13 protein-coding genes, 6 tRNA genes and 1 pseudogene are annotated in these 19,134 nt (G+C 41.8%); 3 read left to right on the forward strand and 17 right to left on the reverse strand.

Going from position 1 to position 19,134, the window contains the following annotated elements:
* Positions 1 to 56: 56 nt before the first annotated feature.
* The 3 genes from ybeY to miaB all read right to left on the reverse strand — a co-directional run bounded on the left by ybeY (position 57) and on the right by miaB (position 3,022).
* Positions 57 to 524, reverse strand: coding sequence for an rRNA maturation RNase YbeY (gene ybeY / locus Xhom_RS08215; RefSeq protein WP_069316564.1), 468 nt, complete (start codon positions 522 to 524; stop codon positions 57 to 59).
* The gene (locus Xhom_RS08220) at positions 521 to 1,498 is read right to left on the reverse strand and encodes a PhoH family protein (RefSeq protein ID WP_418384920.1); all 978 of its coding nucleotides are present in this window, start codon (positions 1,496 to 1,498) and stop codon (positions 521 to 523) included. Before Xhom_RS08220 ends, ybeY begins: the two co-directional genes overlap by 4 nt.
* Before the next feature lie 93 nt (positions 1,499 to 1,591).
* Positions 1,592 to 3,022: a tRNA (N6-isopentenyl adenosine(37)-C2)-methylthiotransferase MiaB gene (gene miaB, locus Xhom_RS08225; protein ID WP_069316562.1), complete on the reverse strand. Its 1,431-nt coding sequence runs from the start codon at positions 3,020 to 3,022 to the stop codon at positions 1,592 to 1,594.
* 204 nt (positions 3,023 to 3,226) lie between these two features.
* Here miaB and ubiF point away from each other — a divergent pair, with 204 nt between their 5' ends.
* Positions 3,227 to 4,414 (forward strand): 3-demethoxyubiquinol 3-hydroxylase, encoded by a 1,188-nt coding sequence (gene ubiF / locus Xhom_RS08230; RefSeq protein ID WP_069318461.1) that lies wholly within the window; start codon positions 3,227 to 3,229, stop codon positions 4,412 to 4,414.
* Positions 4,415 to 4,509: 95 nt separating this feature from the next.
* On the opposite strand, the pseudogene Xhom_RS36510 reads toward ubiF, so the two are convergent.
* The 12 genes and pseudogenes from Xhom_RS36510 to Xhom_RS08290 all read right to left on the reverse strand — a co-directional run.
* Positions 4,510 to 4,761: pseudogene (locus tag Xhom_RS36510) on the reverse strand (helix-turn-helix domain-containing protein); the annotation flags it as partial.
* 173 nt (positions 4,762 to 4,934) lie between these two features.
* Positions 4,935 to 5,009, reverse strand: a tRNA-Gln gene (locus Xhom_RS08240).
* Between the two features lie 14 nt (positions 5,010 to 5,023).
* Positions 5,024 to 5,100 (reverse strand) — tRNA-Met (locus Xhom_RS08245).
* Positions 5,101 to 5,144: 44 nt separating this feature from the next.
* Positions 5,145 to 5,219: transfer RNA gene (locus Xhom_RS08250), tRNA-Gln, on the reverse strand.
* 84 nt (positions 5,220 to 5,303) lie between these two features.
* Positions 5,304 to 5,378: transfer RNA gene (locus Xhom_RS08255), tRNA-Gln, on the reverse strand.
* A gap of 66 nt (positions 5,379 to 5,444) precedes the next feature.
* Positions 5,445 to 5,529, reverse strand: a tRNA-Leu gene (locus Xhom_RS08260).
* 5 nt (positions 5,530 to 5,534) lie between these two features.
* A tRNA-Met gene (locus tag Xhom_RS08265) sits at positions 5,535 to 5,611 on the reverse strand.
* Positions 5,612 to 5,765: 154 nt separating this feature from the next.
* Positions 5,766 to 6,989 (reverse strand): DNA-binding transcriptional regulator NagC, encoded by a 1,224-nt coding sequence (nagC, locus tag Xhom_RS08270; RefSeq protein WP_099139710.1) that lies wholly within the window; start codon positions 6,987 to 6,989, stop codon positions 5,766 to 5,768.
* Positions 6,990 to 7,001: 12 nt separating this feature from the next.
* Positions 7,002 to 8,159 (reverse strand): N-acetylglucosamine-6-phosphate deacetylase, encoded by a 1,158-nt coding sequence (gene nagA / locus Xhom_RS08275; RefSeq protein WP_069316561.1) that lies wholly within the window; start codon positions 8,157 to 8,159, stop codon positions 7,002 to 7,004.
* Positions 8,160 to 8,292: 133 nt separating this feature from the next.
* Complete coding sequence (nagB, locus tag Xhom_RS08280) at positions 8,293 to 9,108, reverse strand: glucosamine-6-phosphate deaminase (RefSeq protein ID WP_069316560.1); 816 nt, start codon at positions 9,106 to 9,108, stop codon at positions 8,293 to 8,295.
* Positions 9,109 to 9,472: 364 nt separating this feature from the next.
* A complete protein-coding gene (gene nagE, locus Xhom_RS08285) occupies positions 9,473 to 10,987 on the reverse strand; it encodes an N-acetylglucosamine-specific PTS transporter subunit IIBC (protein ID WP_069316559.1) in 1,515 nt (504 codons plus the stop codon).
* A gap of 197 nt (positions 10,988 to 11,184) precedes the next feature.
* Entirely contained in the window at positions 11,185 to 12,471 is a 1,287-nt protein-coding gene (locus tag Xhom_RS08290; protein ID WP_069316558.1) for a glycosyltransferase, read from the reverse strand.
* Between the two features lie 690 nt (positions 12,472 to 13,161).
* On the opposite strand from Xhom_RS08290, the gene glnS reads away from it, so the two are divergent.
* Entirely contained in the window at positions 13,162 to 14,829 is a 1,668-nt protein-coding gene (glnS, locus tag Xhom_RS08295; protein ID WP_069316557.1) for a glutamine--tRNA ligase, read from the forward strand.
* A gap of 202 nt (positions 14,830 to 15,031) precedes the next feature.
* A complete protein-coding gene (locus Xhom_RS08300; RefSeq protein ID WP_069316556.1) occupies positions 15,032 to 17,707 on the forward strand; it encodes a beta-N-acetylhexosaminidase in 2,676 nt (891 codons plus the stop codon).
* 106 nt (positions 17,708 to 17,813) lie between these two features.
* Here Xhom_RS08300 and fur read toward each other — a convergent pair whose 3' ends face one another.
* Positions 17,814 to 18,263: a ferric iron uptake transcriptional regulator gene (fur, locus tag Xhom_RS08305; protein ID WP_069316555.1), complete on the reverse strand. Its 450-nt coding sequence runs from the start codon at positions 18,261 to 18,263 to the stop codon at positions 17,814 to 17,816.
* Positions 18,264 to 18,445: 182 nt separating this feature from the next.
* Positions 18,446 to 18,979: a flavodoxin FldA gene (gene fldA, locus Xhom_RS08310; RefSeq protein ID WP_069316554.1), complete on the reverse strand. Its 534-nt coding sequence runs from the start codon at positions 18,977 to 18,979 to the stop codon at positions 18,446 to 18,448.
* Positions 18,980 to 19,134: the final 155 nt, after the last annotated feature.

Below are 19,134 nucleotides of genomic sequence, written 5' to 3' on the forward strand. Positions count from 1 at the left end.
TTCCCCATTAATTAAATCGTAGACTGTAATGTTTAACATAAAAATGTTGGCAAGGGTTATACTTTTTCCGCCAGATAGGGGTCAGGATAACCCATTTTTTCCAGAATTTCTGTTTCCAAAGATTCCATTTTTTCTGCCTCATCATCTTCGATATGGTCATATCCGAGAAGATGCAGACTGCCGTGAACAACCATGTGTGCCCAGTGTTCTTCAACGGTTTTTTGTTGCTCTGCTGCTTCTTGTTCAACAACTTGACGGCAGATGATTAAATCACCCAGCAAGGGTAATTCAACTTCAGGTGGTGCTTCAAATGGGAAGGATAGCACATTAGTGGGTTTATCTTTCCCTCGATAAGTGAGATTTAAATCATGGCTTTCTGCCTCATCGACCAAACGAATTGTCACTTCACTTTCTGCTTGAAACTGTGGCAAAACATTTTCAAGCCATTGCTGGAAAAGGGCCTCTTCAGGAAGCCCCTCTGGGTTTTTACATGCAATTTGTAAATCTAAGATAACTGAACTCATTGTGCTTCCTGTCTGCGCTTTTCATTGAGTGCTTGTTTACGCGTCTGCTCTGCTGCTTCCCATGCTTCATAAGCAATAACAACTTTTGCAACCACCGGATGACGAACAACGTCTTCGCTATGGAAGAAGTTAAAGCTCAGTTCATCAACATCAGACAACACTTCTACTGCATGACTCAAACCCGATTTTTGTCCTCTTGGCAAGTCAATCTGGGTAACGTCACCTGTAATGACCGCTTTGGAATTGAAACCAATACGAGTTAGGAACATTTTCATTTGTTCGATGGTGGTATTCTGGCTTTCGTCGAGAATAATAAATGCATCATTGAGGGTACGTCCACGCATATAAGCCAATGGAGCGACTTCAATAACATTTCTTTCGATCAGCTTCTCAACTTTTTCAAATCCCAGCATCTCAAACAAGGCATCGTAAAGAGGGCGCAGATAAGGATCGACTTTCTGACTCAGATCACCTGGCAGGAAACCCAATTTTTCACCAGCTTCTACTGCAGGGCGGGTCAGCAGGATACGGCGGATTTCTTGACGCTCGAGAGCGTCAACAGCAGCAGCAACAGCCAAATATGTTTTCCCTGTCCCCGCAGGCCCAATACCGAATGTGATATCGTGAGCAAAGATATTTGCTATATATTGAGACTGATTTGGGGTACGGGGTTTTACAACACCCCGCTTGGTTTTGATATTCACAGCTTTGCCGTATTCCGGCACGCTTTCTGCCGATTGTTCCAATACGCGGCTTTCAGTAATAGCCAGATGAACCTGCTCAGGCTCAAGATCGGGTATTACACCGCGTATAGGCGCAGTTTCGACATAAAGGTGGCGCAGAATTCCTACTGCCGCACTAACACACAGTGTTTTACCTATCAGTTTGAAACGATTATCGCGGCGGTTGATTTCGATCCCCAAACGACGCTCAAGTTGTTTCAGATTGTCATCAAGTGGTCCACACAGGCTCATCAGACGTTGATTGTCTGTGGGTTCCAGAAAGATTTCTTGTGTTGCTACTTGTGGGTTTATTTGTGTCACTGATTATCTCTATGTTAGGGCCTGTTAAGGCTGATAAACGCCAACGCCGATTTCATCTTCCTTGCGAGTACGGGCAATGACTGATTCAGGTGATTCATGGACACGCAGATCCATTTCATCTTCAGTACGGATGACTTTACCACGCAGGGAGTTAGCGTATGCGTCAACAATTTCGACATCAACGAATTTGCCAATCATGTCAGGCGCTCCCTCAAAGTTAACCACGCGGTTATTCTCAGTACGACCGGAAAGCTCCATGATATTTTTGCGAGATGGGCCTTCAACCAAGATACGCTGTGTACTACCAAGCATAGCTCGGCTGAAGCTCATAGCTTGTTGGTTAATGCGTTGCTGGAGCAGGTACAGGCGCTGTTTTTTCTCTTCTTCACTGACGTCATCAGGTAAATCGGCCGCTGGTGTTCCTGGACGTGCAGAATAGATGAAGCTGAAACTCATATCGAAATTAACATCAGCAATCAGTTTCATCGTTTTTTCGAAATCATCCTGTGTTTCACCCGGGAAACCTATGATGAAGTCAGAACTGATTAGAATATCAGGACGAGCCTTGCGTAAACGGCGGATAATGCCTTTGTATTCCAGCGCAGTGTGGGCGCGTTTCATCAGGGTCAGAATTCGGTCAGAGCCACTCTGGACAGGTAAGTGCAGGAAGCTGACTAACTCCGGTGTATCTTCGTAAACTTCGATAATATCGTCTGTAAATTCAATTGGATGGCTGGTAGTGAAGCGGATGCGGTCGATACTGTCAATGGCTGCAACCAGACGCAGCAATTCTGCAAATGTACAGATATCTCCATCAAACGTTGCACCACGATAAGCGTTGACGTTCTGGCCGAGAAGATTCACTTCACGTACGCCTTGAGCCGCAAGCTGGGCAATTTCAAACAGAATATCATCGCAAGGTCGGCTGATTTCTTCTCCACGAGTGTAAGGAACAACGCAGAATGTGCAGTATTTATTACAGCCTTCCATGATGGAAACGAATGCCGTCGGGCCGTCAGCTCGGGGCTCTGGCAGACGGTCGAATTTCTCGATTTCAGGGAAACTGATATCAACGATTGGGCTACGGGTGCCTTTTACATGATTAATCATTTCAGGCAGACGATGCAGGGTTTGTGGCCCGAAGATAATATCTACGCTAGGGGCGCGTTGGCGAATGAAATCCCCTTCTTGAGAGGCTACGCAGCCACCAACACCAATAATGACCTCAGGATTTTTATCTTTCAGGCCTTTCCAGCGACCGAGTTGGTGAAAGACTTTTTCCTGAGCCTTTTCACGGATTGAACAAGTATTCAAGAGTAAGATATCTGCTTCTTCGGCGACATCAGTTAACTGATAACCGTGAGTGGTTTCCAGCAGGTCGGCCATCTTGGATGAATCGTATTCATTCATCTGACAGCCCCAAGTTTTGATGTACAGTTTTTTTATCGTCGACATTTTGTGTATCCGGTGTTTCCAGTGGAAATGGTGCATCAACACTGAAAAGCGCAGTGTATTGCGCATAGTGTATTTAGCATAATAATGTTAGCTATTGTAGTCATTTGAGGCACGAGTGACCAGACTGTAACACTGGATATTCACAGCCGGAAAGGGAAAATTCCGGTACACTATTTTAATCAAGAAGTTAATAACGTGATGAATATGAATAATCCACAACAAAAATTCGATATCGTTGTCGTGGGAGCGGGCATGATTGGTGCCGCGACGGCATTGGGATTGGCGCAGGAAGGTTGGCGTGTAGCGCTGTTGGAGCATCAATCCCCGGAACCTTACAACGCAGAGAGTGAACCCGATGTACGCGTATCGGCGATTAGTTGTGCTTCCGTGGCATTATTGAAACAATTGGGGGCATGGGAAAATGTGCTGCAAATGCGCAGCGCTCCTTATCGTAAATTGGAAACTTGGGAACAGAGTGGCTCTAATGTCGTTTTCGAGGCCCAAAATTTGGGATTGCCAGAGTTGGGCTATATGGCCGAAAATCGCATCTTGCAGCTGGCATTGTGGCAGGAGTTTGAACGTTACCCTAATCTGACTTTGCTTTGTCCCGCAGTCCTCAAATCGATGGAGCGTCAGCATGATCATAAAGCGTGGCAAATAATATTAGCCGATGGCGCGGAGCTTAACGCGCGTCTGATTATTGGCGCAGATGGCGCTTGTTCGCAGGTCCGTCAATTGGCAGGGATTGGCAGTAATGGGTGGCAATATCGGCAGTCATGTATGTTAATCACAGTCAAGACTGAGCAGCTGCAACAAGATACAACGTGGCAACAATTTTTTCCTTCTGGCCCCAGAGCTTTCTTGCCACTGTTTGATCAGTGGGCCTCTTTGGTTTGGTACGATTCTCCCGCCCGAATTCGCCAATTGCAATCGATGCCAATGATGCAATTGGAACGAGAAATTTTTCAGGCATTTTCCTCCCGTTTGGGTAAAGTGATGCCGATTGCTGCAGGCTCGTTTCCTCTTGTTCGTCATCATGCCAGCCATTATGTGCAAGAAGGGCTGGTTTTACTGGGGGATGCGGCGCATACCATTAACCCGTTGGCAGGGCAGGGGGTGAATCTGGGATATCGAGATGTTGATACTCTGCTTAAAGTGCTAACTAATGCCAAAGAATTGCTGGAAGAGTGGGATTCTTTGACGGTCTTGATGCGTTATCAGCGCCGTAGGATGCCGGATAATTTAGTTATGCAAGCGGGAATGGATCTTTTCCACACCGCATTTAGCAATGATTTGCCGGGATTGAAGACCATGAGAAATCTGGCATTAATGGTGGCACAACGCTCAGGTGCAATGAAAAATCTCGCTCTGAAATATGCTTTGGGATTGTGAGTGATATATTTTCCTATTAAGTAAGAGCAATGCTTTGTTATCTGTTTAATTTTATTGACTATGTAGAATCGACCAAGTTGAAAATAAACAGCCCCTTATGGGGCTAGTTTGGTCGGTTTTATAAGAATATCTACGGGAACTCCGAACATCCCGTGTAGGTTCCTGATCATAGGTAGTGTCAGGCTATGCTTACGATTTAGAATTTCATAAACACGGTTGGGTTTGCTAATGGCTGGTTCCAAGTTTTTAACAGTTAACCCTGATTGTTCCATTTTGTATTTAATGGCTTCAATTGGATCTGGTGGATTTATTGGGTAGTGTTTTGCTTCATAGACTTCAATTCTTAGTCCTAATTTGGGACTGACGCAAGTGAGGGTATTATTTTCATTTAACTAATGTGGCTTAACTGGGGGCGTAATTAACTAAATACTTGTTTGTTTGGTAATTGTTGAAGTGGTGTCTAATTAGGGGGTTTTTATAACAGGAAAACAAAAAAACCACCTATTGGTGGCTATAAATATGGCTGGGGTACCAGGATTCGAACCTGGGAATGCCGGAATCAGAATCCGGTGCCTTACCGCTTGGCGATACCCCAATTATATTTTTAGATGGTGGCTACGACGGGATTCGAACCTGTGACCCCAGCATTATGAGTGCTGTGCTCTAACCAGCTGAGCTACGTAGCCATTTACGAATAAAATCGTAAATTTTGTGAAAACCTTTAGTGATATGGCTGGGGTACCTGGATTCGAACCAGGGTATGCCAGGATCAAAACCTGGTGCCTTACCGCTTGGCGATACCCCACCTGAAAGTTATCACTGCAACCTTTTTTTTCTTAAATTGTGAATTTAATATCAGTGTCGTTTTAGTATTGTTATTTCAGAAATATGGCTGGGGTACCTGGATTCGAACCAGGGTATGCCAGGATCAAAACCTGGTGCCTTACCGCTTGGCGATACCCCATCTAAAAAAATACTAAAACTTAAAACCGTTATCGAAACACATTTTAAGTACAACCCGATAAAGAAATGGTGCGGGAGGCGAGACTTGAACTCGCACACCTTGCGGCGCCAGAACCTAAATCTGGTGCGTCTACCAATTTCGCCACTCCCGCAAAGATGGTGGCTACGACGGGAATCGAACCTGTGACCCCAGCATTATGAGTGCTGTGCTCTAACCAGCTGAGCTACGTAGCCATCTTTTTTCGCTTTGCCTTCATCGGCGGTGCGGGGCGCATTATGCGTATATCAGACAGATGCGTCAACTGCTTTTTTAAAGAAATATGCATAAAATCGTTTGTTTGTTTGTCTTGTAATCATTTTGTCGGCAAAGTCGGCAAAATGATTGAAATTATCCCCCAAGAAGATGTTGCAGCAGGACACCATTAAGCATTGCGCGTTTTGTCAGTGCGAATGCGCCAATCGCTGAACAATGATTTAGCTCAGAAACGACCACTGGGAGTTCTTCACGGAATGCTGCTAATACTTGCGTATTGATACAGCTCTGGATGGCAGGGAGCAAAACATGCTCTGCTTCAGTGAGTTCACCCGCAATGACCACTTTCTGGGGATTAAATAAGTTAATCGCTATTGATATGGCCTTACCAAGATAGTGCCCTACCTGCCTAATGACTTCTGTTGCCAGAGGATCACCCGCATTTGCTGCGAGGCAAATTGCATGAATATTGCAATTATTCAAAGTAAGCTGGCTGGGAAAACCTTGCCGCAACTGACGCTGTACTTTGGTTTCTATTGCTGAATTGGAGACGATGGTTTCTAGACAGCCGAAATTACCACAATGGCAGCGTTCACCCAGAGGTTCAATTTGGATATGCCCTATCTCGCCCAGATTGCCGCGTTTATTGAGCAGGATATTGTTGTCAATGATGACACCTGCACCTGTACCACGGTGAATACGTACCAGAATTGAATCTTCACAATCGCGTGTTGCCCCGAAATAATTTTCGGCCAATGCAAGGCTGCGGATGTCATGCCCAATAAAGCAGAAGGTATTGAAACGCTCTTTGAGATTCTTAACCAAAGGCCAGTTATCCACCTTAATGTGTGGCATATAGCGGATAACACCTTCATCGGGATCGACCAAACCGGGCAGGATGACAGAAATGGCGATTAACTCACGGAGCCGACGCTGGTTTTTGTCGATGAAATTCTCAATGGCGGAAATAATGCGCTTCTCAACTTTCTGCTGAGTGTTCTCCGGTACAGGGTAATGTTCTTCCACCAGCGTCCTGCCACTCATGTCAAACAGCGCCAAAGTCGCATCATGGCGCCCAAGCCGAATCCCGATAGTATGGAAATTACGAGTTTCGGTAATGATGGAGATAGCGCGTCTTCCTCCGGTGGAGGCCTGATGTTCAACTTCTTTTATCAGGCCACGCTCTAATAATTGACGAGTAATTTTAGTTACGCTGGCGGGAGCTAGCTGGCTTTCTTCTGCAATTTGGATGCGTGATATAGGTCCATGTTGATCAATCAACCGATAGACCACAGCACCATTTAGCTGTTTGACTAGATCAATATTACCGATTTGCTTTTGTGTATTCTCATTACTCATCGGCCGTTATACTCACAATAGTTTGACCTCATTTCCGTTAACGATGGTTTTGCAAATTTTGAAATCGTGAGTAAATGCAGTCAGATTTGCTACCTTGCCGGATTCAATCGTGCCAAGATGTTTATCAACACCGATTGCCCGAGCAGGGTAAAGCGTTACCATCCGCAATGTTTCATCCAAAGCAATACCAACATGTTCAACACTATTCTTGACGCTATCAATCATTGTGACTGATGAACCGCTCAGTGTTCCATTTTCATCAACACATAAGCCATTTCGATAATATATTGTTTTATTGGCAAAGGTAAATTGTTCCATGGCATCGGAATCAAGTCCGGCTGGTACGATCGCATCTGTTACCAAAATAAGTTTTTCATTTTTCAACCGCTTGGAATTACGGATATTTGGCCATGAAACATGCATTCCATCACAGATAATACCGGCATAGACTTCTGATGAATCATAAATGGCACTGATTAGCCCCGGTTGCCGGCCAGAAATGGCTGGCATGGCATTATATAAGTGAGTAGAGAAGGTAATGCCATTTTGGAATCCTTGGCGTGCTTCCTCATAAGTTGCATTGGAATGACCAGCAGAAACGACGATGCCAGCCTCAGTCAGTTGATGAATATATTTACTTGCTACCATTTCAGGTGCGAGAGTAATTTTAGTGATGACATCAGCATTGGCACGCAGATAGCTGACCATTTCTGGTGTTGGCTTACGTATATAAGCTGAATTATGAGTTCCTTTTTTAACCGGATTGATATAAGGCCCTTCCAGATGCAGTCCGAGTGCCTGATTAGGGTTTTTTTTCAGGTAGGAGCGCATCACTTCGATGGCTTTGATAATCAATTCGTCGGGGCTGGTGATGAGAGTGGGCAGGAAACTGGTACAACCGAAGAGCTGATTTGTTTTCTGCATGATATGCAGTGTTTCTTCTGTGATATCTTCTAACCTTTCATTGAACTGGACACCACCACAGCCATTGACTTGCAGATCAATAAACCCCGGGGCGAGGTTAGCGCCTTTTAAATCGTGTTTTTCGATCCCTTCTGGCAACTCATTTACGGGGCAAATCTGCTTAATCAAACCATCCGCAATGATAACAGCATGGTTATCAAGTCTGTCATATCCGGTATAAATAATGCCGTTGATTAATGCGTACATATTGGTTTCCTACACTTCTACTAAATAAGTTTATACTTTTCATCTTTCAATTTGCTGTTTTGTTAGCTACGCTCATTCACCCCAGCCCTATAGTTGGCTATGTGGCCGGAGATTGCTTCAACGCAACTTGAAACTATTGTGTATCGCTGGCGAATTCATTGATAATGTCGGTTTCTAACTGGCGGAAATATTTCACTGTCTTCACCTTCAGTTCCATTGTTGCGGGTTCATCACAGACGATCAGTGATTTTGGGTGCATTTGAAGGCAACTTACTGTCCACATATGATTGATATTCCCTTCGATGGCGGCTTGCAGGGCTTGTGCTTTATTCATTCCGGTTGCCAGAATCATGATTTCTTCCGCGTCCATTAAGGTTCCGACACCGACCGTTAATGCATATTTGGGAACTTGTTTCACATCATTATTGAAAAAACGAGAATTTGCGGTTCGTGTTTCAATGGTAAGCGTTTTAATGCGAGTACGTGAAGATAGGGAAGATGCAGGTTCATTAAAAGCAATGTGTCCATCATTACCAACCCCTCCCATAAACAAATGAATCTTGCCATAAGATTTGATCTTATTTTCGTAACGCTGGCACTCCGCGTCAACATCCGGCGCATTTCCATTTAACAGATTGATATTTTCTTTTGGGATATCAATTTGGTTAAAGAAATTTTGATACATAAAGGAGTGGTAGCTTTGAGGATGATTTTCAGGCAGACCAACATATTCATCCATATTAAAGGTTGCAACATGCTTAAAGCTGACCTGGCCAGCTTGATACATAGCGATAAGCTCTTTGTAAGTCGCCAGTGGTGTACTGCCTGTGGGAAGTCCAAGCACGAAAGGACGTTCAGCAGTTGGGGCAAATTTATTGATTTTGCTAACAATGTAGTGAGCAGACCATCGACCGACGTCACTTGCCGTTGTTAGGGGGATTAGCCTCATGATTACCTCTTAAAAATCATTCAATAATTTAATTATGTAAGGTTATGCACGTATCTGAGGTATCTGATATATCAGATACGTAATAGCAGTAGAGTAAAGTTGCACATCATACCTAGTCTGTATGGGATTTTGTCTCATTTGATACAGAAAGATATTTTTAATCTTAAAATAAGATTGGCGATATAGCTAGTTTTTTAGCTTTTTTAACGCTAATAACGATCTTTAAATAGGGTTTTTAAAGATGTTTTTTTCTTATATTAAATAAGATTTTTGTAGTTTAATTATTTAAAAACAAATGGATGAAGTATTTTTTTGTCATAAAAAGGAACGTAATCACGTTCCTTTTTATCCTGATAAATATAAATTATTCGGTTTTATCTGCGTGACTTAATTTCAGCCGGGCTTTTACTTGTTCAGCAATATTTTCAGCTTGTGGACCGAGGATGACTTGAATATTCTGTTTACCTATTTTTAAGATTCCTTTAGCGCCTAATTTTTTCAATTGAGTCTCATTTAATTGAGTATTATCGGCTACAGTTAAACGGAGTCGAGTGATACAAGCATCAACTGTAAGAATATTGTTAGGTCCACCGAGGGCACTGATATAATGTGTAATAGCTTCTTTGTCTTGAGATGCGGAAGTCGCTTTGTCAGAATTTGTCTCTTCTCTGCCTATGGTATTCAGGTTAAAAATACGGATCATTAAGGTAAAGGAAACAAAATAGATAACAAAGAATAGGATGATTAGTGGGATTAGTATCCATGGTTTTGTTGCTAAGCCCCAGCTTAACCCAAAATCAATAAGACCAGCGGAGAAACCAAAACCGTGCAAGACACCCAAAGAATTGGTAATTACCATGCTGACGCCCGCAAGAATCGCATGTAAAACATACAATGCAGGAGCTAAAAACAAGAATGAAAACTCTATTGGTTCAGTGATACCCGTCAGGAATGATGTTAAAGCGACGGAAAATAACATTCCACCAATTTGAGGGCGACGTGATTTAGGGGCAGCTAAATACATGGCTAAAGCCGCTCCAGGCAAACCACCCATAAATATTGGATAGGCCCATGCCATATAGACTCCTGCATTGGGGTCACCAGCAAAGAAGCGATTTAGATCACCACGAGCGAGATCACTTACTATTTGAGTAATGTTTGAACCTTCTATTCCGGGTATAGCTGCTCCAATAGTGAGAGAGCGTGCTACATCTGGAGCCAAACAGATATTATGTATTGATCCTGCTAGGTCATAAGTGATTTTTATACAATCACCTAAACTGAACCAGAAAACAGAATGCAGGATATAGTGTAGCCCGAACGGAATCAGTGCACGATTAAGAACGCCATAAGTAAACCATCCGGCCATGCCACTTTTTGATACTAAAAGACTGAAATTATCAATTCCATGTTGTACATAGGGCCAGATATGCCCACAAACCCATGCAAGGAAAAGACAAATAATTCCGGCTATGATGGGTACTAAACGCTTACCAGCGAAAAAGGCTAAAAACTCGGGTAATTGGGTTTCAGAAAATCGGTTATAGCAGTGGCCGGCAACAATCCCCGAAATAATACCTGCGAAAAATGACATATTGATTTTAGGATCAATGACAGCAGTTGCTTTTGTCAGAATAAAAAAGCCAACGACACCAGCGAGTGCCGCAGCTCCACTATTATCTTTCGCTAGACCGACAGAAATTCCCAGTGCAAATAATAAAGGCAAATTTTCAAAAATTCCGCCTCCAGCACTGGCAATAAAAGCAATATTGAATACGTCTGGTTGACCGAGCCGCAGTAATAGCGCGGCGACTGGAAGTGATGCGATCGGGAGCATGAGTGCTTTCCCCAAACGCTGTAAATAACTGAATATACCCATGGCGCTCACCTATTTGTAGTAAATATTATTGGAGACTTTTCATTGTTAATATTACTTATTTTTAATTGAAAAATAAGAAAAAGCCACAGATAAATAAGTAATTGTGATCGTTGTAACGATATTGATAAAAACCAAAGTGAGCACATTACTGTGCTCATTTACTTGAAATTATTTATATACGTTATTATAATTAGTGTTTAGATAGTAGATGAAAGTGAATAATTACAACTTTTTGAAATATCAAAATAAATTTTATTCATGCTTTCTTCGAAGGTGTTTTTTGACAGCAAGGATGTGAGATTTTGCTGTTGAGTGTCAGATATGAATAAATTTTTATCATATATGGAAATTATTTTTTTCGTCAGTGATGTTATGTCGTATTTAAACTTATCCTCCGAAGATAAATAAGTTGCAGCTTCTACGGTGCTTAAATCTGGAACAATTGTATAGATCCCATTTAGTGCTGCTTCTAAAGGAGTAATACCAAGTGTTTCATAACGTGACGTACATACAAAAATAGCTTTTTTCTTAATTTTATTGAAAATACTAAATAATTCTATATGTGGTAGTTTATATGAAATTAAAAAATATTTTCTATATTTAATGGGGATCATGGAATATAGTATATCTCTCCTAGTATCATTTTTTTCATCGTCACCTAAAATTAATGTTTTTATTGAAACCCCTTTTTTCAATAAACTAATTGATGCATTAATTAATAATTCGATGTTTTTAAAATAATCTAGCCTAGCAACAGCAGTGAACAATAATATTTCATCTTTATTTATTTTTAGAAAATGATTCATAGTGATATTTAATGAACTGTATAGATTGTTTTCGTAAGAAAACATGGGGGGGATAACTTGTTTTATTTTTTCTCTTTGAACATCTTTACTTATTAGATAGTCACCTTGTAGTTTGGAATGTTGTATAACAAAATATCCTTTTTCAATTAAGGTATCAATTCCTATGGATTGTTGCTTATAAAGATGAAGTGCTTTATCTTTATTTTCAAATGCTTGATAAGCTCCTTCTTGTGAATAATTTTTCTGAAAGTCCTCAACAAAAGGTCCATGGTGTGTTACACCACACGGGATGTTTGATGGATGATAGGAAAGAAGTGTATCTGTTTGATAATAGGCAAAAATATTGGATTTATTATCATTTTTCATAGAAAGGAATGATAAACTTTTGGCTAAAGCTTCTTTTATATTTTCTGAATCCATCGAGAAATTAAAGAGAATTTTTATATATCTTATTCCGTTTTCCTCTAATTGTTCAATTTTGGGAGTCAGTAATGATTCATCTCTTTTATATAGGATAAAACCAGCAAAAATTTGCTGTCTGATAAAATAGTCTGCCATTTTTAATGTGAATGATGTTGCTCCTACCTTAAATCCAACTGTATAGTGATTTGATATATATTTTTCATTAATGACTATAGCAATAGTCATCTTTTCTTTACCTGGTGATATATTGTTCATTTTTATTCTCTGTTGATATAAATGGTGTTTTTTAATATTGAAGTGTTAATGATAGCAAGAATGAAGTTTAAAATTATGCGGATATGCTGGAAGGTATAATAATCAAGTAACAGTTTATTTATTTTCTGAAAGAAATTTAATAAGATAATGATCTTTTATCTGCAGTCAACTCTCTGTATTATTAATTGCTTATCTGGTGAGTAGATGATTTTTATATATAATAACATTTAATCTTACTGATTAAATGTTATTATATATAAAGCATATATCTTTTTTTATAAATTAATTATTTTTTGGAATTATGATGTTGATGTTGATGTTGATGTTGATGTTGATGTTGATGTTGATGTTGATATGAAAATGAAGTCGAAGTTTGATCTTCTCGATTTGTATGAGGTTTTATGGCATCGGCATACATGTGAGCCATATACCAATTTTTACGATTAGAAATCTCTGATGTAGGTTGATTTATAACCTGTCATTTAATATTGAGCCTGAACCTACTTTGGGCGTGGTTTGTTAGGGATAGTTCCGGCCTTCTGGATTTGCTTTTCCGCACTAACTTTACCCATCTGAACCTTTATCACTAACTTTTCCAGCGAATCCCACTAACAAAGTATTGTTTCTCGGTTCAGCTTCATAGATTATAGAAGGTTATGTTAAGACGCTTTTTGCATTGAGGAAAAAACGATGAGTGAGGCAGATGCCCGCCCGACAAACTTTATTCGTCAGATTATTGACGAAGATCTGGCAACCGGTAAACATACATCAGTACATACCCGTTTCCCGCCTGAACCTAACGGCTATCTGCATATCGGCCATGCCAAGTCGATTTGCCTGAATTTCGGCATCGCTCAAGACTATCAGGGACAATGCAACCTACGTTTTGACGATACAAACCCGGTTAAGGAAGATATTGAGTACGTTGAGTCGATTAAAGCTGACGTTGAGTGGTTGGGTTTTCAGTGGAGCGGCAATATTCGCTACTCTTCTGACTATTTCAATACCCTGTATCAATATGCCATTGAATTAATCAATAAAGGCTTGGCGTATGTAGATGAACTGAGTCCTGAAGAGATTCGTGAATATCGCGGCACTTTAAAAGAACCAGGCAAAAACAGCCCTTACCGTGAGCGTAGTGTGGAAGAAAACCTTGCTCTGTTTGAAAAAATGCGGGCTGGGGAGTTTGCTGAAGGTAAAGTGTGTTTGCGCGCCAAAATTGATATGGCCTCTCCATTCATCGTGATGCGCGATCCGGTTATTTACCGCATTAAATTTGCAGAGCATCATCAGGCGGGTAATAAGTGGTGCATCTATCCGATGTATGATTTTACCCACTGCATTTCCGATGCGCTGGAAGGGATCACCCATTCCATCTGTACGCTGGAGTTTCAGGATAACCGTCGGTTATATGACTGGGTATTGGATAACATTACGATTGACTGCCATCCACGCCAGTACGAATTTTCTCGTCTGAATCTGGAATATGCGGTGATGTCAAAGCGTAAGCTTAATCAGCTTGTGGCAGAAAACATCGTTGATGGCTGGGATGATCCACGTATGCCAACGATTTCAGGCTTGCGTCGTCGTGGCTATACTTCTGCTTCCATCCGCGAATTTTGCCGCCGCATTGGTGTGACAAAACAGGATAACAACGTAGAAATGGCTGCATTGGAATCCTGTATCCGTGATGATCTGAATGAAAACGCCCCGCGTGCGATGGCTGTTCTCGATCCGGTTAAACTGGTAATTGAGAATATGCCGGAAGGTGAAGTTATCCTGACGATGCCTAACCATCCGAACAAACCAGAAATGGGCAGCCGCGAAGTGCCGTTCAGCCGTGAATTGTACATTGACCGAGCGGATTTCCGTGAAGAAGCAAACCGTCAATATAAGCGTCTGGTATTGGGTAAAGAAGTCCGTTTGCGTAATGCGTATGTGATTAAGGCAGAGCATGTTGAGAAAGATGCGGAAGGCAATATCACGACAATTTACTGCCAGTACGATGAGCAGACTCTGAACAAAGATCCGGCTGACGGACGTAAAGTTAAGGGTGTTATTCATTGGGTTAGTGCCGCACATGGCGTACCAGCGGAATTCTACCTGTATGATCGCCTGTTCAGCGTGGCAAACCCAGGTGCGGAAGATGACTTCTTGTCTACCATCAACCCGGATTCTCTGATGATCCGTAAAGGGTTTGTAGAGCCGGGTCTGGTAAATGCACAGCCAGAAAAAACCTATCAATTTGAGCGTGAAGGTTATTTCTGCGCAGATAGCCGCCTCTCAAGTGATGAACATCTGGTCTTTAACCGCACAGTTGGCCTGCGTGATACTTGGGCGAAAATCTCACAGGAATAATCTGCGGTTAATGATTTAACTTATTGAAAAGCGTGATTATTATCACGCTTTTTTTACGTTTAAAAGTATTGTAATGAAAATTAACTCCTTCGAATAAGATTACAAATTGCCTTATAATCCTATATTGTGTAGGGTTATTACTCAGCCAAATTTGTACATTATTTGCCCGGCAAAAGAATAATAAATTCGGACGAGGTAATTTATGAAAATCATTAAATTGCGTACCTTGGCAGTACTAATTACGACAATTGGGTTTATGAGCAGTACCCATGCAGAAATGACATCACAACAGATCGTAGATTCACTGAGTCAGTTAAACGTCAATTTCAAAGTAATTGATAATCAGGCAGGTTCTCACGGAGTCGATTGTGCTATTTTAGGCGCGGACTCGGCTGTCTGTAATCGAATCAATGTCATCTTGAACAATGGAGACCAAGCGATTGATTCTTCTGATTGGGCACTCTATTTTCACAGTATTCGTCAAATCCTGAAACTCGACCATGATCAATACAAAATCACTCATATCACGGGTGATTTGCATAAGCTTGAACCGACGGAAAAATTCACGGGTATTAAGGCTAATGAAAAGATTGTACTGCCCATTATTGGAGAATATTGGCAGATTTACAGTACGGATTTTATGCCACGTTGGTATGCGACTTCTGGTGACGCGATCCCCAAAGTGTTGGTGAAAACCGATACTGAAAATATCAGTGAATATTTATCTGATCTGGTAGGAGAACAGTGGAAACGCACCACGGAAGATAATAATGTCCTGATGACACCTGAAAACCGTTTTGTAAAAAATCAGCAAATAGAAAAAATCAGTGAAGATAAACTGCGTGGACAGATTATTCCTACACCCAAAAAACTCGCTATTCATTCACAGGATGTAAACTTATCTGGTGGAGTGAAATTGGAGCTGGGAGGGTTGAGTAACGCATCCATTGAGGTAATCAGAGAACGTTTTAACCGCCAGAACATCAACTTAACAGATAAAGGTTATCCAATTGCGACTCAAATTAATGAGAATGAGTTTGAGGGTAATTGGCGAGTAAAAGGTGCTTATTCGCTGGAGGTCACCACTAAGGGGACGCAAATTGTTGCGTTTGATCAGTCAGGTGTATTTTATGGCCTGCAATCGTTGTTTTCCTTGCTTACTGCCAATGGTATTCCAAAAATTGCGACATTAAAGGCACAGGACGCACCCAGATTTGAATATCGGGGGGTGTTTCTTGATGTTGGGCGTAACTTCCATAGTAAAGCAGCTGTTTTACGTTTGCTTGATCAAATGTCCAGCTATAAGCTGAACAAGCTCCATTTCCACTTGAGTGACGATGAAGGTTGGCGTCTGGAGATTCCCGGTCTACCAGAACTGACTGATATTGGCAGCCAACGTTGCCATGACTTGAATGAAACACAGTGTTTACTGCCACAATTAGGATCAGGGCCGGATAGTAACAATATGGGAAGTGGTTACTTTAGCCGTCAGGATTACATTGATATCCTGAATTACGCCAAGGCTCGCCAGATAGATGTGATCCCTGAAATTGATATTCCCGCCCATGCCCGCGCCGCAGTTGTGTCGATGGAGGCGCGTTATAAGAAATTAATGGCACAGGGCAAGACGCGGGAAGCCAATGAATATCGTTTACTTGATCCGACTGATACTTCGAATACAACCTCTGTGCAGTTCTATGATCACCGAAGTTACCTCAATCCGTGCATGGACTCTTCTAAGCGATTCATTGATAAAGTGATCAGCGAATTGGTTGCTATGCACAAAGAAGCCGGATTGCCGTTGAACACATGGCATTTTGGTGGTGATGAGGCAAAAAATATCCGTTTGGGCGCAGGATATCAAGATAAAGACGGGCCTATTGAACCGGGCAAAGGGATCATCAACAAAAAAATTGAGGATAAACCGTGGGCTAAATCTCAGGTTTGTCAGAAGATGATAGCGCAGGGTGTCATTAAAGATGTTGATGAGCTGGACAGCTACTTTGCTATTGAAGTCAGTAAAATAGTCAATGCTCATGGAATAGACACAATGCAGGCATGGCAGGATGGTCTGAAACATGTCAAATCAGCAAAAGACTTTGCCACTAAAAATGTGGCGGTAAATTTCTGGGATACGCTCTATTGGGGCGGTTATGACTCCGTGAACGACTGGGCAAATAAAGGGTATCGAGTTGTTGTCTCCAGCCCGGATTATGTTTACCTCGATATGCCTTATGAAGTTAATCCGAAAGAGCGGGGTTACTACTGGGCAACCCGGTTTAATGATGAGGCGAAAATTTTCAGTTTTGCCCCAAACAACCTGCCCCAAAATGCCGAGACTTCGGTCGATCGTGATGGCAGACGTTTCAATACTCACAGCAATAAACATTGGCCGGGGGCTTACGGCATATCAGGCCAACTATGGAGTGAAACGGTACGAACCGATGAACAGATGGAATATATGATTTACCCACGTTTATTGCCTCTGGCTGAACGTGCGTGGTATCAGACAGGATGGGAGCAAAATTACCAGCAGGGCAGGGAATATAAAGGTGGAATAACACATTATGTCGATACCGATGCACTTAAGCAGGATTGGGAACGTTTTGCCAACCTGATAGGGCAACGTGAATTGGCTAAACTGGATAAAGCGGAAATCTTGTATCGTTTGCCAGTACCGGGAGGAAGGATTGTTTCTGGGACATTTGAAGCCAATATAGCCTTACCAGGTGTGGTTATTCAATATTCGCTGGATGATGGAAAAACTTGGCAGGTTTACGATGATAGACAGCGGCCTCATGTTAACGGTAATGTGAAAATTCGTTCAGTCAATACCGATGGGAACCGTTTTAGCCGTACAGAAGAAGTTAAATTTTAACGCCTAAAGCAGACTGCCGATTAGCCCAAACTAATCGGCAGTAGCTTATGATTAAATCAGATGTCAGAAGCGGGCTATTTTAATCACTTTTTATCGACTTTATCTCTCATGAATTTTCATCATGGAGTGAACTATCTTTGCGACAATCACCAGTAGTACAGTGGCCATATAAATAGAGACTATGATTTGACAGCTTGATTCCATAACGTTCAGCGATAGTTTTCTGGCGTTCTTCAATCGACTCGTCACTGAATTCAATGACTTTACCACAGTCGAGACAAATCAAATGGTCATGGTGATGCTGCTGAGTGAGTTCAAAAACCGATTTACCACCTTCAAAATTGTGGCGAGTGACAATGCCGGCATCATCGAACTGGTTCAGTACGCGATAGACAGTGGCGAGGCCAATCTCTTCACCGATATCAATCAGTTTTTTGTAGAGATCCTCCGCACTGACATGATGGCATTCTGGGTCCTGTAACACTTCCAGAATTTTCAGGCGTGGAAGTGTTACTTTAAGTCCAGCATTTTTCAATGCTTTATTGTTGTCGGTCATGCGGATTCAGTCCTGTAACTTGAGTTTAGTGAACTTATGATACTTGGGGGTATCGTGAGGGAATCTTGATTCTTTTTCACGTTTGTTGATTATAGGCATGGATATTCAAAATGAAAACCATACCTACCCGGTATCATGACACATTCTGCAAGAATAATCCTGCTTGAAAGGCGCTTGTTTCCTTATGCGCCCAGAATCTCTGATAGGCTCATCTCAACCTTGAGCTGTTGTACCCAGGTTTCAACGCGCTCATCCGTCAACTCTGGCTGACGATCTTCATCGATGGCAAGGCCAATAAAGTGATTTTCGTCGGCCATGCCTTTGGAAACTTCAAAGTGATACCCTTCGGTTGGCCAGTGGCCTACGATAATAGCGCCATTAGGCTCAATAATGTCGCGGATGGTGCCCATAGCATCACAGAAGTATTCTGCATAATCTTCCTGATCACCACAGCCAAACAGAGCAACCAATTTCCCTTCGAAATTGATCTCTCCCAGAGTAGGGAAGAAATCATCCCAATCACATTGAGCTTCACCGTAATACCAAGTTGGAATGCCAAGCAACAAAATATCGAAGGCTTCAATGTCTTCCTTGCTGCTTTTGGCAATATCGTGGACTTCAGCAACATCAGCACCGCCCAATTTTTCTTGGAGCATTTTGGCGATGTTTTCTGTGTTGCCTGTATCGCTACCGAAGAATATACCTATTATTGCCATAAAATGGGTTAACCTCTTGTTTTATTGTGTATTAAATCCATACACATCACGCTGAAATCAGCAGGAAAAATGTTAGTTTTAATAAAATGAGAAGCATTATTTTGACCAAACATCAATGACAAATCTGTCAAATTTGTGTGGTGATGCCGCTTCAT

The organism is Xenorhabdus hominickii, assembly GCF_002632725.1.
In the GTDB taxonomy this organism is placed as follows: Bacteria; Pseudomonadota; Gammaproteobacteria; order Enterobacterales; family Enterobacteriaceae; genus Xenorhabdus; species Xenorhabdus hominickii.

Excerpts from the sequence above, each read along its gene's own strand:
- ybeY (WP_069316564.1), bottom strand. The coding sequence starts at position 524 with ATGAGTTCAGTTATCTTAGATTTACAAATTGCATGTAAAAACCCAGAG.
- Xhom_RS08220 (WP_418384920.1), bottom strand. The coding sequence starts at position 1,498 with ATGAGCCTGTGTGGACCACTTGATGACAATCTGAAACAACTTGAGCGT.
- miaB (WP_069316562.1), bottom strand. The coding sequence starts at position 3,022 with ATGTCGACGATAAAAAAACTGTACATCAAAACTTGGGGCTGTCAGATG.
- ubiF (WP_069318461.1), top strand. The coding sequence starts at position 3,227 with ATGAATAATCCACAACAAAAATTCGATATCGTTGTCGTGGGAGCGGGC.
- nagC (WP_099139710.1), bottom strand. The coding sequence starts at position 6,989 with ATGAGTAATGAGAATACACAAAAGCAAATCGGTAATATTGATCTAGTC.
- nagA (WP_069316561.1), bottom strand. The coding sequence starts at position 8,159 with ATGTACGCATTAATCAACGGCATTATTTATACCGGATATGACAGACTT.
- nagB (WP_069316560.1), bottom strand. The coding sequence starts at position 9,108 with ATGAGGCTAATCCCCCTAACAACGGCAAGTGACGTCGGTCGATGGTCT.
- nagE (WP_069316559.1), bottom strand. The coding sequence starts at position 10,987 with ATGGGTATATTCAGTTATTTACAGCGTTTGGGGAAAGCACTCATGCTC.
- Xhom_RS08290 (WP_069316558.1), bottom strand. The coding sequence starts at position 12,471 with ATGAACAATATATCACCAGGTAAAGAAAAGATGACTATTGCTATAGTC.
- glnS (WP_069316557.1), top strand. The coding sequence starts at position 13,162 with ATGAGTGAGGCAGATGCCCGCCCGACAAACTTTATTCGTCAGATTATT.
- Xhom_RS08300 (WP_069316556.1), top strand. The coding sequence starts at position 15,032 with ATGAAAATCATTAAATTGCGTACCTTGGCAGTACTAATTACGACAATT.
- fur (WP_069316555.1), bottom strand. The coding sequence starts at position 18,263 with ATGACCGACAACAATAAAGCATTGAAAAATGCTGGACTTAAAGTAACA.
- fldA (WP_069316554.1), bottom strand. The coding sequence starts at position 18,979 with ATGGCAATAATAGGTATATTCTTCGGTAGCGATACAGGCAACACAGAA.